12 protein-coding genes and 3 rRNA genes are annotated in these 15,649 nt (G+C 65.9%); 4 read left to right on the forward strand and 11 right to left on the reverse strand.

The genetic code is table 11. From position 1 onward, the window contains the following. Positions 1–164: 164 nt before the first annotated feature. The 4 genes from rrf to B9S64_RS05680 form a co-directional block, all read right to left on the reverse strand. Positions 165–281 (reverse strand): 5S ribosomal RNA (rrf, locus tag B9S64_RS05660). A gap of 132 nt (positions 282–413) precedes the next feature. Next, positions 414–3,538, reverse strand: a 23S ribosomal RNA gene (locus tag B9S64_RS05665). A gap of 302 nt (positions 3,539–3,840) precedes the next feature. Further along, a 16S ribosomal RNA gene (locus B9S64_RS05670) occupies positions 3,841–5,366 on the reverse strand. The 16S, 23S and 5S rRNA genes sit together here, the layout of an rRNA operon. A 588-nt stretch (positions 5,367–5,954) precedes the next feature. Continuing rightward, positions 5,955–6,608: a DNA-3-methyladenine glycosylase gene (locus tag B9S64_RS05680; protein ID WP_374936055.1), complete on the reverse strand. Its 654-nt coding sequence runs from the start codon at positions 6,606–6,608 to the stop codon at positions 5,955–5,957. A gap of 85 nt (positions 6,609–6,693) precedes the next feature. On the opposite strand from B9S64_RS05680, the gene B9S64_RS05685 reads away from it, so the two are divergent. From B9S64_RS05685 to B9S64_RS05695, 3 genes are all read left to right on the forward strand, one after another. Next, on the forward strand, positions 6,694–7,476 hold the full coding sequence (locus B9S64_RS05685) for a sporulation protein (protein WP_103490447.1): 783 nt from the start codon (positions 6,694–6,696) through the stop codon (positions 7,474–7,476). A gap of 74 nt (positions 7,477–7,550) precedes the next feature. Next, a complete protein-coding gene (locus tag B9S64_RS05690) occupies positions 7,551–8,084 on the forward strand; it encodes a YbhB/YbcL family Raf kinase inhibitor-like protein (protein WP_103490446.1) in 534 nt (177 codons plus the stop codon). 141 nt (positions 8,085–8,225) lie between these two features. Beyond that, positions 8,226–8,732: an HNH endonuclease gene (locus B9S64_RS05695; protein WP_028440463.1), complete on the forward strand. Its 507-nt coding sequence runs from the start codon at positions 8,226–8,228 to the stop codon at positions 8,730–8,732. Positions 8,733–8,789: 57 nt separating this feature from the next. Here B9S64_RS05695 and B9S64_RS05700 read toward each other — a convergent pair whose 3' ends face one another. The 4 genes from B9S64_RS05700 to B9S64_RS05715 form a co-directional block, all read right to left on the reverse strand. Beyond that, a complete protein-coding gene (locus B9S64_RS05700) occupies positions 8,790–9,563 on the reverse strand; it encodes a sulfite exporter TauE/SafE family protein (RefSeq protein WP_103490445.1) in 774 nt (257 codons plus the stop codon). A gap of 79 nt (positions 9,564–9,642) precedes the next feature. Continuing rightward, positions 9,643–10,572 (reverse strand): SPFH domain-containing protein, encoded by a 930-nt coding sequence (locus B9S64_RS05705; RefSeq protein ID WP_028440461.1) that lies wholly within the window; start codon positions 10,570–10,572, stop codon positions 9,643–9,645. A 127-nt stretch (positions 10,573–10,699) separates the two neighbouring features. Continuing rightward, entirely contained in the window at positions 10,700–11,128 is a 429-nt protein-coding gene (locus B9S64_RS05710) for an NfeD family protein (RefSeq protein ID WP_103490444.1), read from the reverse strand. Between the two features lie 66 nt (positions 11,129–11,194). Further along, entirely contained in the window at positions 11,195–11,995 is an 801-nt protein-coding gene (locus B9S64_RS05715; RefSeq protein ID WP_103490443.1) for an ABC transporter ATP-binding protein, read from the reverse strand. Positions 11,996–12,128: 133 nt separating this feature from the next. On the opposite strand from B9S64_RS05715, the gene B9S64_RS05720 reads away from it, so the two are divergent. Continuing rightward, positions 12,129–12,908: a hypothetical protein gene (locus B9S64_RS05720; protein ID WP_103490442.1), complete on the forward strand. Its 780-nt coding sequence runs from the start codon at positions 12,129–12,131 to the stop codon at positions 12,906–12,908. A gap of 68 nt (positions 12,909–12,976) precedes the next feature. On the opposite strand, the gene B9S64_RS05725 is transcribed toward B9S64_RS05720, so the two are convergent. The 3 genes from B9S64_RS05725 to B9S64_RS05735 all read right to left on the reverse strand — a co-directional run bounded on the left by B9S64_RS05725 (position 12,977) and on the right by B9S64_RS05735 (position 15,249). Beyond that, positions 12,977–13,228 (reverse strand): chaplin, encoded by a 252-nt coding sequence (locus B9S64_RS05725; protein ID WP_030628723.1) that lies wholly within the window; start codon positions 13,226–13,228, stop codon positions 12,977–12,979. A gap of 238 nt (positions 13,229–13,466) precedes the next feature. Continuing rightward, positions 13,467–14,111: a response regulator transcription factor gene (locus B9S64_RS05730; RefSeq protein ID WP_103490441.1), complete on the reverse strand. Its 645-nt coding sequence runs from the start codon at positions 14,109–14,111 to the stop codon at positions 13,467–13,469. Beyond that, a complete protein-coding gene (locus tag B9S64_RS05735) occupies positions 14,104–15,249 on the reverse strand; it encodes a GAF domain-containing sensor histidine kinase (protein WP_103490440.1) in 1,146 nt (381 codons plus the stop codon). The genes B9S64_RS05730 and B9S64_RS05735 overlap by 8 nt, the downstream gene beginning before the upstream one ends. Between the last annotated feature and the right edge of the window lie 400 nt (positions 15,250–15,649).

Here is a 15,649-nt window from a genome sequence, read left to right on the forward strand (position 1 = left end):
TCGCGCTCCGGACGGTCGTCGGAAGAGTTGGTGGACATGGGGGTGACTCCTGTCATCGGGTACCACAGACATTCTCACGCAGTCGGACGTCCGACGCGCTTCGGAAAAACAAAAGGACCCTTGGTCCCAGCGTTGAACGCTGGGACCAAGGGTCCTGAAAGATTGTTCGGCGGCGTCCTACTCTCCCACAGGGTCCCCCCTGCAGTACCATCGGCGCTGAAAGGCTTAGCTTCCGGGTTCGGAATGTAACCGGGCGTTTCCCTAACGCAATGACCACCGAAACACTATCGGCCAGTCCCGCACAGAGCGGGAACATCGGCACTTAGCGAACAAGCACACTTTTCAGTTTAAGTAGTTGTTCAACCAGCACGACCGTTCGTGGCCTGGGAACAACACAGTGGACGCGAGCAACTGAGGACAAGCCCTCGGCCTATTAGTACCAGTCAGCTCCACCCGTTACCGGGCTTCCACATCTGGCCTATCAACCCAGTCGTCTACTGGGAGCCTTAACCACTCAAGGTGGTGGGAACACTCATCTCGAAGCAGGCTTCCCGCTTAGATGCTTTCAGCGGTTATCCTTTCCGAACGTAGCCAACCAGCCATGCCCTTGGCAGAACAACTGGCACACCAGAGGTTCGTCCGTCCCGGTCCTCTCGTACTAGGGACAGCCCTTCTCAATATTCCTACGCGCACAGCGGATAGGGACCGAACTGTCTCACGACGTTCTAAACCCAGCTCGCGTACCGCTTTAATGGGCGAACAGCCCAACCCTTGGGACCGACTCCAGCCCCAGGATGCGACGAGCCGACATCGAGGTGCCAAACCATCCCGTCGATATGGACTCTTGGGGAAGATCAGCCTGTTATCCCCGGGGTACCTTTTATCCGTTGAGCGACAGCGCTTCCACAAGCCACTGCCGGATCACTAGTCCCGACTTTCGTCCCTGCTCGACCCGTCGGTCTCACAGTCAAGCTCCCTTGTGCACTTACACTCAACACCTGATTGCCAACCAGGCTGAGGGAACCTTTGGGCGCCTCCGTTACTCTTTAGGAGGCAACCGCCCCAGTTAAACTACCCATCAGACACTGTCCCTGATCCGGATCACGGACCCAGGTTAGACATCCAGCACGACCAGAGTGGTATTTCAACGACGACTCCACAACCACTGGCGTGGCCGCTTCAAAGTCTCCCACCTATCCTACACAAGCCGAACCGAACACCAATATCAAACTATAGTAAAGGTCCCGGGGTCTTTCCGTCCTGCTGCGCGAAACGAGCATCTTTACTCGTAGTGCAATTTCACCGGGCCTATGGTTGAGACAGTCGAGAAGTCGTTACGCCATTCGTGCAGGTCGGAACTTACCCGACAAGGAATTTCGCTACCTTAGGATGGTTATAGTTACCACCGCCGTTTACTGGCGCTTAAGTTCTCAGCTTCGCACACCCGAAAGTGCACTAACCGGTCCCCTTAACGTTCCAGCACCGGGCAGGCGTCAGTCCGTATACATCGCCTTACGGCTTCGCACGGACCTGTGTTTTTAGTAAACAGTCGCTTCTCGCTGGTCTCTGCGGCCACCCCCAGCTCACCGAGTAAATCGGATCACCAGGAATGGCCCCCCTTCTCCCGAAGTTACGGGGGCATTTTGCCGAGTTCCTTAACCATAGTTCACCCGAACGCCTCGGTATTCTCTACCTGACTACCTGAGTCGGTTTAGGGTACGGGCCGCCATGAAACTCGCTAGAGGCTTTTCTCGACAGCATAGGATCATCCACTTCACCACAATCGGCTCGGCATCAGGTCTCAGCCTTAACGTGTGACGGATTTACCTACCACACGGCCTACACCCTTACCCCGGGACAACCACCGCCCGGGCTGGACTACCTTCCTGCGTCACCCCATCGCTTACCTACTACAAGTCTGGTTCATCGGCTCCACCACTACCCTCAACTCCGAAGAGATCAGGCCGGCTTCACGGACTTAGCATCGCCTGATTCAGTACTGGGCGTTTCAAAGCGGGTACCGGAATATCAACCGGTTGTCCATCGACTACGCCTGTCGGCCTCGCCTTAGGTCCCGACTTACCCTGGGCAGATCAGCTTGACCCAGGAACCCTTAGTCAATCGGCGCACACGTTTCTCACGTGTGTATCGCTACTCATGCCTGCATTCTCACTCGTGAACCGTCCACAACTCGCTTCCGCGGCTGCTTCACCCGGCACACGACGCTCCCCTACCCATCCATACTCCCGTTAAGGATATGTGTATGAATGACACGACTTCGGCGGTACGCTTGAGCCCCGCTACATTGTCGGCGCGGAATCACTTGACCAGTGAGCTATTACGCACTCTTTCAAGGGTGGCTGCTTCTAAGCCAACCTCCTGGTTGTCTCTGCGACTCCACATCCTTTCCCACTTAGCGTACGCTTAGGGGCCTTAGTCGATGCTCTGGGCTGTTTCCCTCTCGACCATGGAGCTTATCCCCCACAGTCTCACTGCCGCGCTCTCACTTACCGGCATTCGGAGTTTGGCTAAGGTCAGTAACCCGGTAGGGCCCATCGCCTATCCAGTGCTCTACCTCCGGCAAGAAACACACGACGCTGCACCTAAATGCATTTCGGGGAGAACCAGCTATCACGGAGTTTGATTGGCCTTTCACCCCTAACCACAGGTCATCCCCCAGGTTTTCAACCCTGGTGGGTTCGGTCCTCCACGAAGTCTTACCTCCGCTTCAACCTGCCCATGGCTAGATCACTCCGCTTCGGGTCTAGAGCGTGCAACTCAAACGCCCTGTTCGGACTCGCTTTCGCTACGGCTTCCCCACACGGGTTAACCTCGCTACACACCGCTAACTCGCAGGCTCATTCTTCAAAAGGCACGCAGTCACGACTGACAGCACAAGTGCTGCCAGCGACGCTCCCACGGCTTGTAGGCACACGGTTTCAGGTACTATTTCACTCCGCTCCCGCGGTACTTTTCACCATTCCCTCACGGTACTATCCGCTATCGGTCACCAGGGAATATTTAGGCTTAGCGGGTGGTCCCGCCAGATTCACACGGGATTTCTCGGGCCCCGTGCTACTTGGGTGTCTCTCAAACGAGCCGTCAATGTTTCAGCTACGGGGGTCTTACCCTCTACGCCGGACCTTTCGCATGTCCTTCGCCTACATCAACGGTTTCTGACTCGCCTCACAGCCGGCAGACTGTGAAAGAGAGATCCCACAACCCCGCATGCGCAACCCCTGCCGGGTATCACACGCATACGGTTTGGCCTCATCCAGTTTCGCTCGCCACTACTCCCGGAATCACGGTTGTTTTCTCTTCCTGAGGGTACTGAGATGTTTCACTTCCCCTCGTTCCCTCCACACTGCCTATGTGTTCAGCAGCGGGTGACAGCCCATGACGACTGCCGGGTTTCCCCATTCGGAAACCCCCGGATCAAAGCTTGGTTGACAGCTCCCCGGGGACTATCGTGGCCTCCCACGTCCTTCATCGGTTCCTGGTGCCAAGGCATCCACCGTGCGCCCTTAAAAACTTGGCCACAGATGCTCGCGTCCACTGTGCAGTTCTCAAACAACGACCAGCCACCCATCACCCCGTCCTCACGGACGAGTGCACTGGGGCCGGCAACCAAAGGAACAGACTCAACGAGCCCGTACCTTCAGATACCCAACAGCGTGCCCGACCCGACCTGTCCCTCACCACGTTCCACGCCGAAGCAGTACTAACAGTAATGAACCTGTCGTGCCGAGTAGTCAACGTTCCACCCATGAGCTAACCACCGTCGAACATTTGCCGACGTAGTGGCCCTCGATTCCTTGACGGAACCTCGATGCTCCTTAGAAAGGAGGTGATCCAGCCGCACCTTCCGGTACGGCTACCTTGTTACGACTTCGTCCCAATCGCCAGTCCCACCTTCGACAGCTCCCTCCCACAAGGAGTTGGGCCACCGGCTTCGGGTGTTACCGACTTTCGTGACGTGACGGGCGGTGTGTACAAGGCCCGGGAACGTATTCACCGCAGCAATGCTGATCTGCGATTACTAGCAACTCCGACTTCATGGGGTCGAGTTGCAGACCCCAATCCGAACTGAGACCGGCTTTTTGAGATTCGCTCCGCCTTGCGACATCGCAGCTCATTGTACCGGCCATTGTAGCACGTGTGCAGCCCAAGACATAAGGGGCATGATGACTTGACGTCGTCCCCACCTTCCTCCGAGTTGACCCCGGCAGTCTCCTGTGAGTCCCCATCACCCCGAAAGGCATGCTGGCAACACAGAACAAGGGTTGCGCTCGTTGCGGGACTTAACCCAACATCTCACGACACGAGCTGACGACAGCCATGCACCACCTGTATACCGACCACAAGGGGGGCACCATCTCTGATGCTTTCCGGTATATGTCAAGCCTTGGTAAGGTTCTTCGCGTTGCGTCGAATTAAGCCACATGCTCCGCTGCTTGTGCGGGCCCCCGTCAATTCCTTTGAGTTTTAGCCTTGCGGCCGTACTCCCCAGGCGGGGAACTTAATGCGTTAGCTGCGGCACCGACGACGTGGAATGTCGCCAACACCTAGTTCCCAACGTTTACGGCGTGGACTACCAGGGTATCTAATCCTGTTCGCTCCCCACGCTTTCGCTCCTCAGCGTCAGTAATGGCCCAGAGATCCGCCTTCGCCACCGGTGTTCCTCCTGATATCTGCGCATTTCACCGCTACACCAGGAATTCCGATCTCCCCTACCACACTCTAGCTAGCCCGTATCGAATGCAGACCCGGGGTTAAGCCCCGGGCTTTCACATCCGACGTGACAAGCCGCCTACGAGCTCTTTACGCCCAATAATTCCGGACAACGCTTGCGCCCTACGTATTACCGCGGCTGCTGGCACGTAGTTAGCCGGCGCTTCTTCTGCAGGTACCGTCACTTTCGCTTCTTCCCTGCTGAAAGAGGTTTACAACCCGAAGGCCGTCATCCCTCACGCGGCGTCGCTGCATCAGGCTTTCGCCCATTGTGCAATATTCCCCACTGCTGCCTCCCGTAGGAGTCTGGGCCGTGTCTCAGTCCCAGTGTGGCCGGTCGCCCTCTCAGGCCGGCTACCCGTCGTCGCCTTGGTAGGCCATCACCCCACCAACAAGCTGATAGGCCGCGGGCTCATCCTTCACCGCCGGAGCTTTTAACCCCGTCCCATGCGGGACAGAGTGTTATCCGGTATTAGACCCCGTTTCCAGGGCTTGTCCCAGAGTGAAGGGCAGATTGCCCACGTGTTACTCACCCGTTCGCCACTAATCCACCCCGAAAGGCTTCATCGTTCGACTTGCATGTGTTAAGCACGCCGCCAGCGTTCGTCCTGAGCCAGGATCAAACTCTCCGTGAATGTTTTCCCGTAATCGGGATGAACACCACGAGAGCGGAACGACCAGGTCGGAATAAGACCGGTCGTTCACAGCGTCCTCGCTGTGTTTCGCCTACCCGCACCCCCGAAGGGACCGGGCAGGTCTTTTCAAAGGAACCACCAACCTGCCGAAGCAGGCCGGGGTATCAACATATCTGGCGTTGACTTTTGGCACGCTGTTGAGTTCTCAAGGAACGGACGCTTCCTTCGGTCCCGTTTCACCGGGGCCCTCCGGGCGCTTCCCTTCGTTCTTGCGTTTCCGACTCTATCAGACTCTTTCGTGTCCGATTCCCGGTCGAAGCGGGTCCCGCATCTTCCGCTTTCCAGTTCTTCGCTTTCGCGTTTCCCTTTCGGCGTGGTCACTACGTTAACCGATTTCCTCGGTGACTCATAATCGAGCCGTCGGGACGAATTCCGGCATGCCGAAATCGCACCCGCCAGGGGTGAATCGTAGGTAGTGGTGTGCCCTCTCGCGGTGCTCCGGCCCGGTCCGATGGACCCGGCCGACGACTGCATCCGTTCAAGCGGCTCGGACTACATTAGGGAAGCCACGTACGCGAGTCAAGTCGGTCAAGAGGGGCGGCGGCGACGCGGCACATGGGCCCGGTAGGGACTGACCGTCCGGTCGCCGTCGATCCAGAAGCGCCACGGATGGTGGGCCCCGTCCCCGCCCACGCCCGTACGGGGGCCGCTGCGCACCTGGTCACGAGGGGGCGGGGTGCCGTGGAGCACGGACAGCGGGCCGGAGGGACCGGACGGCGCGGCGATCACATCGGCGCCGTTCAGCGCGCGGTCCACATCGAGCGCGGTAGCCAGGCGGGCCGGTCCTTTGGCCAGTTCCCTGTCATGACGGGCCGAGAACCGACGTGTGCGCGCGACGTCGGCGCCCACCTCGATCTCGCCGGCCCGCAGCAGGACACCACTCGCCAGGCCCTCGGGCCCGCACACCAGATTGAGGCAGTGCCACATCCCGTACGTGAAATAAACGTACGCATGCCCCGGCGGGCCGAACATCACGCTGTTGCGGGGGGTGGGCCCGCGGAAGGCGTGGGAGCCGGGGTCGATCTCCCCCGCGTACGCCTCGACCTCCGTCAGCCGCAGTTCGATGGGCCCCTCCTCGGTGGTGCGTACCAGGACGCGGCCGAGCAGGTCGGGGGCCACGTCCAGAACGGGCCGGTCGAAGAAGTCCCGCGTGAGCGGCGTACGGTCCATGCGCGTTTCCATGCCGTCCCAGGGTACTGGGAGGGCCGGCGCGGAACCGGTTACCGTCATCGCGCGTATGTAGGGGACAGGACCTAGGAGGAAACACATGGGCTTCAAGCGGCTGCTCGCGAGCATGGGTGCCGGCGGTGCCTCGGTGGAGACCGAGCTCACCGAACTCAATGTCGTCCCCGGTGGAGTCGTCCAGGGCGAGGTGCGCGTGCAGGGCGGGTCCGTGGCCCAGCGCATCGAGGGCCTGTCGGTCGGTCTGCGCGCACGTGTCGAGGTCGAGAGCGGTGACCAGGAGACCAAGCAGGACATCGAGTTCACCAAGCTGCGGCTCGGCGGCGCCTTCGAGGTCCAGGCGGGCGCCGTGCACGTCGTCCCCTTCGGGCTGGAGATCCCCTGGGAGACGCCGGTCACGATGTTCGCCGGACAGCATCTGCACGGCATGGACATAGGGGTGACCACGGAGCTGGAGATCGCCCGCGCCCTGGACTCCGGCGACCTCGACGCCGTCAACGTGCACCCGCTCCCCGCGCAGCAGGCCGTCCTCGACGCCTTCGGGCAGCTGGGTTTCCGTTTCCGCAGCGCCGACATGGAGCGCGGTCACATCCGGGGCACCCGCCAGAGCCTGCCCTTCTACCAGGAGATCGAGTTCCACCCGCCGCAGCAGTACCGCGGGCTGAACCAGGTCGAGCTGACCTTCGTCGCCGACGACCGCGAGATGGACGTCGTGCTGGAGATGGACAAGAAGGCGGGCCTCTTCAGCGAGGGCAGCGACTCCTACCGCGCCTTCACGGTCGGGCTGCACGATTACCAGGACACGGACTGGGCCGCCTACCTCAACCAGTGGCTGGCGCAGGTCGGCGGCCGGCGCAACTGGCTCTGAGGGGCCGGGGACGACGGGGGCAGCCCTTAGGGTCGGGGGAAGACGTCCCACATCCGACCAGGAGAGGTGCTGACGTGACCGAGCCGAAGAGGGCTCCGCTGCCGCACGACTTCCATCCCGAGGTCCCCTCGTTCACCGTGGTGAGCGAGGACCTCGCCCCCGGCGCCGTACTCGCCGACGCCCAGGCGCAGTCCGGCGGGAACACCTCGCCCCACCTCCGGTGGGAGGGCTTCCCCGCGGAGACGAAGAGCTTCGCCGTGACGTGCTTCGACCCCGACGCCCCCACCGGCAGCGGGTTCTGGCACTGGGTGCTCTTCGACATCCCGGCGGACGTCACCGAGCTGTCGGCCGGTGCGGGCGGCGGGGCCTTCGAGGGCCTGCCCCCGGGAGCCGTACACGCCCGCAACGACTACGGGTCGAAGGACTTCGGGGGCGCCGCTCCTCCTGCCGGGGAGAACCACCGCTATGTCTTCACCGTGTACGCGGTGGACAGCGAGAAGCTCGGCCCCGACAGCGACGCCTCCCCCGCGGTGGTCGGATTCAACCTGCGTTTCCACACCCTGGGGCGCGCCCGGCTGATCGGTGAGTACGCCACTCCGGAAAGCTGACGGTTCACCCGCCGTTTGCCCTGCCCTGGTCTTGGAGAGATCAGGGCAGGGCACTTTTTATTGCGTTGTCCCTCACGGCTCTCCCGGCCAGAGTTGATCCGGGCCCGCCGGCCGGCGGGCAGCACACGGGAGGTGGGCGGGATGCGCGACACACTGGTACTCAACGCGAGCTTCGAGCCGCTGTCGACGGTGACTCTCAACCGCGCGGTGGTCCTGATCCTCCAGGACAAGGCCGTCGTCGAGCAGTCGCATCCCGGGCTCCGCGTGCGGGGCGCCGCCATCGACATCCCGGTGCCCCGGGTGATCAGGCTCTGCCGGTACGTGCGGGTGCCGTTCCGAAGACACGCCCCCTGGTCCAGGAGGGGGGTGCTGATACGGGACCAGCACCGGTGCGCGTACTGCGGGCGGCGGGCGAGCACCGTCGACCATGTGGTGCCGCGCGCCCAGGGCGGGCAGGACTCCTGGCTGAACACCGTGGCCTCCTGTGCCGAGGACAACCACCGTAAAGCGGCCCGGACTCCGGAGCAGGCGGGTATGCCGCTGCTGCGGCAGCCGTTCGTGCCCTCGCCGGCGGACGCGATGCTGCTCGCGCTGGGGGTCAGGGACCGGTCCGCGCTGCCCGAGTGGCTGGCCCTGTCCGCGGCCTGACGGCGGGGACGGCGCGAGCGGCCGGCCCCCGGGGCTCCGGGGGCGGGCCACCGGAGTTCAGCGCAGCAGCAGTTGGACGATGGCCGCGGTGCCGACGACGACGACGAGCGCCCGCAGCAGGCGCGGGCTGAGGCGCCGGCCGACCTTGGCGCCTATCTGTCCGCCGATCGCGGAGCCCACCGCGATGAGGACCACGGCCGTCCAGTCGAAGTCGGCGACGAAGAGGAAGAACAGCGCGGCGACGCTGTTGACGACGGCCGCGAGGACGTTCTTGACCGCGTTGAGGCGCTGCATGGTGTCGTCGAGCAGCATGCCCATCAGGGAGAGGTAGATGATCCCCTGGGCGGCGGTGAAGTACCCGCCGTAGACGCTGGCGAGCGTCAGTCCGACGAACAGGAGCGGGCCGCCGTCCGTACGGGCGACGGTGCCGTTCTGTTCGCGGCGGCTCTGGACCGCCTTGCTGATCCGTGGTTGGAGGATGACCAGGACCAGGGCGAGTGCCACCAGGACGGGGACGATCGTCTCGAACGCGGTGGAGGGCAGCGACAGCAGCAGGGTGGCGCCGGTGAGCCCGCCGACCAGCGCGCCGGCGCCGAGCTTGAGGATGCGGCGGCGCTGGCCTTCGAGTTCCTTGCGGTAGCCGATGGCGCCGCTGATGGATCCGGGGATCAGGCCGAGGGCGTTGGAGACGGTGGCGGTGACCGGCGGCAGGCCGGTGGCGAGGAGTACGGGGAAGGTGATCAGCGTGCCGGAGCCGACGATGGTGTTGATCGTCCCGGCGCCGACTCCGGCCGCGAACACGGCGAGCATTTCCCAGATGGACAAGGCCATCCCCTTCGATGGTCAGTGACGCCTCCCCGCCGTCGAGGTCGAGGGGCCGCACAGAATCTTGCACGAAGGGGTGAGCGGGTCACTTGACGGGGGGCTCTTCCCGGCGCTCCGCACCGGTGTTGAAGCCGGGCACGCCGCCGCCGAGGTTGCCGAAGGCGCCGCTGAGTCCCTTGAGCGCGTCGCCGATCTCGCTGGGCACGATCCAGAGCTTGTTGGCGTCTCCCTCGGCGATCTTGGGGAGCATCTGGAGGTACTGGTACGAGAGGAGCTTCTGGTCCGGGTCTCCGGCGTGGATGGACTCGAAGACCGTACGGATGGCCTGGGCCTCACCTTCGGCGCGCAGGGCGGACGCCTTGGCCTCGCCTTCGGCGCGCAGGATCGCGGACTGCTTCTCGCCCTCCGCGGTGAGGATGGCGGACTGCCTGATGCCTTCGGCGGTGAGGATCGCGGCCCGCTTGTCGCGGTCGGCGCGCATCTGCTTCTCCATCGAGTCCTGGATGGAGGTGGGCGGTTCGATGGCCTTCAGCTCGACACGGTTGACGCGGATGCCCCACTTGCCGGTGGCTTCGTCGAGGACTCCGCGCAGCGCCGCGTTGATCTCCTCGCGGGAGGTCAGGGTCCGCTCCAGGTCCATGCCGCCGATGATGTTGCGCAGGGTGGTGACGGTGAGCTGCTCGATCGCCTGGATGTAGCTGGCGACTTCGTACGTCGCGGCGCGGGCGTCGGTCACCTGGTAGTAGATGACGGTGTCGATGTTGACGACCAGGTTGTCCTGGGTGATCACCGGCTGGGGCGGGAAGGGGACGACCTGTTCGCGGAGGTCGATCCGGTTGCGGATCGAGTCGATGAACGGGACGACGATGTTCAGCCCGGCGTTGAGTGTGCGGGTGTAGCGGCCGAAGCGCTCCACGATGGCCGCACTGGCCTGCGGGATGACCTGGATCGTCTTGATCAGGGCGATGAAGACGAGCACCACCAGAATGATCAGGACGATGATGATCGGTTGCATCGTGTGCCTGAGCCCTTCGTTTGCCGACGGATCGCGATGATCGAGGTCGCGTGGTCATGAGAAACGCATTCTCATGATGATCGACTTCGAGTGTGGCAGACCCCGGCCTGCCGTGTGACCGGTTCGCTCACATGACGACGGCCGTTGCGCCGTCGATGTCCACGACGTCCACCTGGCGGCCGGGTTCGAAGCTCTGGTCGCCGTCGAACGAGCGGGCGGACCAGACCTCTCCGGCCAGCTTGATGCGGCCGCCGCTGCCGTCCACCCGTTCCAGGACGACGGCTTGACGGCCTTTCAGCGCGTCGATGCCGCTGGCGTGACCGGACTGGCCGGCTCGGTGCCTGGCGGCGATCGGGCGTACGACGGCGATGAGGGCCACCGACACCACGACGAAGACCAGGACTTGGGCGACGACTCCTCCGCCGAGCGCGGCGACGACGGCCGCGGCCACCGCCCCGACGGCGAACATTCCGAATTCGGGCATCGCGGTCAGGACGAGGGGAATGCCCAGTCCCACCGCGCCGATCAGCCACCACACCCACGCGTCGATGTCCACGCCGCCATCGTAGGACCGCGGGCGCCTTCCCCGACAGGGCGCCGGGGAGTTGACCGTGGCGCGGGCCTACTTTCCGAGGGGCAGTCCGCGGGCGGTGTAGCGGTCGCCGTGGTGCTCGACGACGAGCGGCAGGCCGAAGCAGAGGGAGAGGTTACGGGAGCTGAGCTCGGTCTCCATGGGGCCGGCGGCGAGCACCTTGCCCTGACGGATCATCAGGACATGGGTGAAGCCGGGGGCGATCTCCTCGACGTGGTGGGTCACCATGATCATGGAGGGGGCGTACGGGTCGCGGGCGAGCCGGCCGAGGCGGCGGACCAGGTCCTCACGGCCTCCGAGGTCGAGTCCCGCGGCGGGCTCGTCGAGCAGGAGCAGTTCGGGGTCGGTCATCATGGCGCGGGCGATGAGGGTGCGCTTGCGCTCGCCCTCGGAGAGGGTGCCGAACTTCCGGTCGAGGTAGTCGGTCATGCCGAGCCGGTCGAGGAAGGCGCGGGCCCGCTCCTCGTCGACGGCCTCGTAGTTCTCGTTCCAGGTGGCGGTCATGCCGTAGGCGGCGGTGAGCACCGTCTGGAGGACCGTCTGGCGCTTGGGCAGCTTCTCGGCCATCGCCACACCGGCGATGCCGATGCGGGGGCGCAGCTCGAAGACGTCGGTGCCGACGCCGCCGAGTCGCTCGCCGAGGACCGAGGCGGTGCCGGTGGTGGGGAAGAGGTAGCTGGAGGCGATGTTGAGCAGGGTGGTCTTGCCCGCGCCGTTCGGGCCGAGGATGACCCAGCGCTCCCCCTCCTTGACCGACCAGGAGACGTCTTCCACCAGAGCGCGTCCGTCGCGGACCACGGATACGTCCACCAGCTCCAGTACATCGCTCATGGCGCGTTGTCTCCCCATGCAGTGTCGAGATCGTCGCGTGCCTGTGGGCACAGCTCCCAAGGAAAACCTACGCCACCCGGAGAGTGCTCCGACTCCTAGGGCCCGCCCGCGCTCCGTTCCCTAGGCTGTGGCCATGCTTTCGGAACCACGCTCAGGGCGGCTCGCCGCATGGGGAAACGCGCTTCTCGCCGGACTCGTCGCACCGGACGACGCGGCGCAGGCGATCGTCGGTCAGGACGCGGTGCACCGCGTCGAGGGGGTGCCGGGCGAGGCGGGGCCGGTCGGGCTCACGCTGGCGCTGGGGCGGCTGCGGGCGCTCGGCGCGACCGGTTTCCGGGTGGCGCTGCCGGTGCCCGGACATCCGCTGGGGCTCAGCGGGCCGCCGGACTTCAACGCGCGCGCCCTGGACGCCCAGGAGGCGGTGGTCGTCTTCGGGGCGCCGTACGGCCTGGTGCCGGAGGTCGGTGAGGCGGGGCCCGAGGGGGATGTGCACGTGGAGGTGGTGTGGCACTGCCTGCCGGTGCGGGAGGCCCCGCCGGCCGACGTGCCGTCGCTGGGCGAGGCCGAACGGGAGCTGGCGGAGGCGCTGCGTGACGCGACGGTGGTGCTGTCCCGTCTGGACGTGGCCGCTTCGGGTCCGGTGGCGGAGGCCGCGGTGGACGCGTACCGGGCGCGGGCGGAGCCGGGGCGCGACATCCTGGCGCCGGGCTATCCGCCTCGGGCGGTACGGGTGCTGGAGCTGGCCCAGCGGGTGGGGCTGCTGGTGGCGGTCGCCCATGGGTACGGACACGGGGGCGCGGTGAGCGCCTCGGAGATCGCGGCCCGGAGCGAGGCGCTGCGGCCGGTGGAGCGGGTGGCCAGGCGGGCGCAGGTGGCCGCGTACAACGCGTATCTGGAGGAGCGGGGGCGCTGAGGGGCGTTCCCCCGCCGCCGCCGGGCGGGCGCTCGGGCCCGTCCGGCGGCGGTGGGGCCGGGCGTCGGTCAGCCGTTCAGGCCGACGTTGCCGAAGGCCGGGTTGAGCAGGCCCACCACATCGATGGTGTTGCCGACCACGTTCACCGGGATGTTCACCGGGACCTGGACGAGGTTGCCCGAGACGACGCCCGGGGAGCCGACCGCGGTGCCGTGGGCACCCGCGCCGCCGTGGTCGGTGGCGGAGGCCGCACCGGCGCCGGCGGCGATGATCCCGCCCGCGATCAGGGTGGCGGCGGCGGCCTTCTTCAGGTTCTTCACTTCTGGTTCCTCCTCGCATCGCCGCGGCGGTCCGCCGCGGCACGCTCTGGAGAACGCGGCCGTGCCGCCCAGGATGCGCCGTACGGGTGACATCCACCCGACAGTATGAAATTCGCGGCCGGTTTCCGTGGAACGGGAACCATCCCCTGCCGGACCGTTTCCCTGCCGGACCGTTCCCCTTCGGACCGGGGCCCCGTCCCGGCCGGGGCCGCGTGCCGGAAGGCGGGCCCCCGGGCGCTCAGCCCGCCGCCCCGTGCCGCACGGCCCAGAGCGCCGCCTGCGTCCGGTCGGACAGGTCGAGCTTCATCAGGATGTTGGAGACGTGCGTCTTGACGGTCTTCTCGGACAGGACCAGCGCACGGGCGATCTCCCGGTTGGACCGGCCGTCGGCGATCAGCCCCAGCACCTCCCTCTCCCGCTCGGTCAGGGTGCTGCCCCGGCCCGTACCGCCGCCCCCGTCCTCCTGGGCGAGCAGCGCCCCGGCGACCTCGGGCTGGAGCAGGACGTGGCCGGCGTGCACGGAGCGGATCGCGCCCGCGAGGGCGTCCGGGTCCACGTCCTTGTACACGTAGCCGGAGGCGCCCGCGCGCAGGGCGGGGACGACCGTGCGCTGCTCGGTGAAGCTGGTGACGATCAGCACCTTGGCGGGGTTGCCCAGCGCGCGGAGCCGGCGCAGGGCCTCGATGCCGTCGGTGCCGGGCATCTTGACGTCCATCAGGACCACGTCGGGCCGCAGTGACTCGGCCTGGTCGACGCCTTCGGCCCCGTCGGCGGCCTCCCCGACGACCTCGATGTCGTCCTGGACCTCCAGGAAGGTGCGCAGGCCCCGCCGGACCACCTGGTGGTCGTCGACCAGCAGCACCTTGATGATCTTGTCAGCCACCGGGGACCTCCATCTGGATCGTGGTGCCCCTGCCGGGCTCCGACACAACGGTGAGCCTGCCCCCGACGCTGCCCGCCCGGTGCCGCATGGAGACCAGGCCGAGGTGGCGGCCCTCGCGCCGGACCGCGTGGACGTCGAAGCCGCCGCCGTCGTCGGTGATCCGCAGGACCGTGGCCGGGCCGCGCCGCTCCAGGCTGACCGAGACGTTCCCGGCGCCGGAGTGGCGCAGCGCGTTGTGCAGGGCCTCCTGGGACACCCGCAGCAGCGCCTCCTCCTGGGCGGAGGGCAGCGCCCGCACTCCGGTGCTCCCGAAGGTGACGCGGGCGGTGTGGGCGCGGTCCAGGACCTGGACCTGGGTGCGCAGGGTGGCGATCAGGCCGTCCTCGTCCAGGGCTGCGGGGCGCAGTTCCACGACAGCGGCGCGCAGCTCGTCCACGGCTTCGGCCGCGAGCGCGGCGACCTGCTGGAGTTCGCCCTTGGCGCGGGCCGGGTCGCGGTCCACGAGGGCCGTGGCGGCCTGGGCGGTCAGCCGGAGCGAGAAGAGTTTCTGGCTGACGGCGTCGTGCAGCTCGTGGGCGAGGCGTGAGCGTTCCTCGGCGATGGTCAGCTCGCGGCTGCGTTCGTAGAGCCGGGCGTTGGTGAGGGCGATCGCGGCGTGCTGGGCGAGTATCCCGAGCAGTTCCTCGTCGGCCTCGGTGAATCCGCAGCCGCCGGCCGGCTTGGGGCACCGCTTGTTGGCGAGGAAGAGCGCGCCGATGGTCTCCTCGCCGTCCTGGATCGGCAGGCCGAGGAAGTCGGACATGTCGGGGTGGGCGTCGGGCCAGCCCTCGAACCGGGGGTCCTGGCGGACGTCGCCGAGCCGCTGGGGGGTGGCCTCGCGCAGCATCGCGGCGAGGATGCCGTGCTGCCGGGGCAGCGGCCCGATGGCCTTCCACTGCTCGTCGCTGACGCCGTCCACGACGAACTGGGCGAAGCCGCCGTGGTCGTCCGGGACGCCCAGGGCGGCGTATTCGGCGTCCAGGAGCTCGCGCGCGGAGGCGACGATCGTCTTGAGGACGTCGCGCACCTCCAGGTGCCGGCTCATGGCGAGCAGCGCGGCGCTGACCGCGGCGAGGCCGGACGGTGGGCGATGGCTCATGCGCTCACCGTACCGGCGTGATCATCGCGGCCGTATCGGACCGGAGACCCCCTGCGCATGGGGCGTTGGTAGTAGGCCGCAGCGCTCCGGGCGGCCGCGGCCCGCGGACGAGGCGGCGGGCGGGGCCCGGCTCCCACGCACGGGGGCGCCCTCTGTCCGCCGGGCCCGGAGCCCCCCTCGGGTCCGAAGCCCCCCTCGGGTCCGGAGCCCCCTTTCCGTCGGCTCCAGGGCCTCACGCTCTGCGTCACAACAGCAACTATTCGTGAGTTCGAGGGGGTCCCCGTGTGAGCCCAGGCATAGGACCCACGTCACTTACGAAGTCGTTTAGTTGGACCAAAACGGGCAATACGGCTGGGGTCAAAACGGACAGAGAGGTATGAACGGCGCTCGCCTCCACTAT

It is taken from the genome of Streptomyces sp. SM18, from assembly GCF_002910775.2.
Taxonomy (GTDB): Bacteria; Actinomycetota; Actinomycetes; order Streptomycetales; family Streptomycetaceae; genus Streptomyces; species Streptomyces halstedii.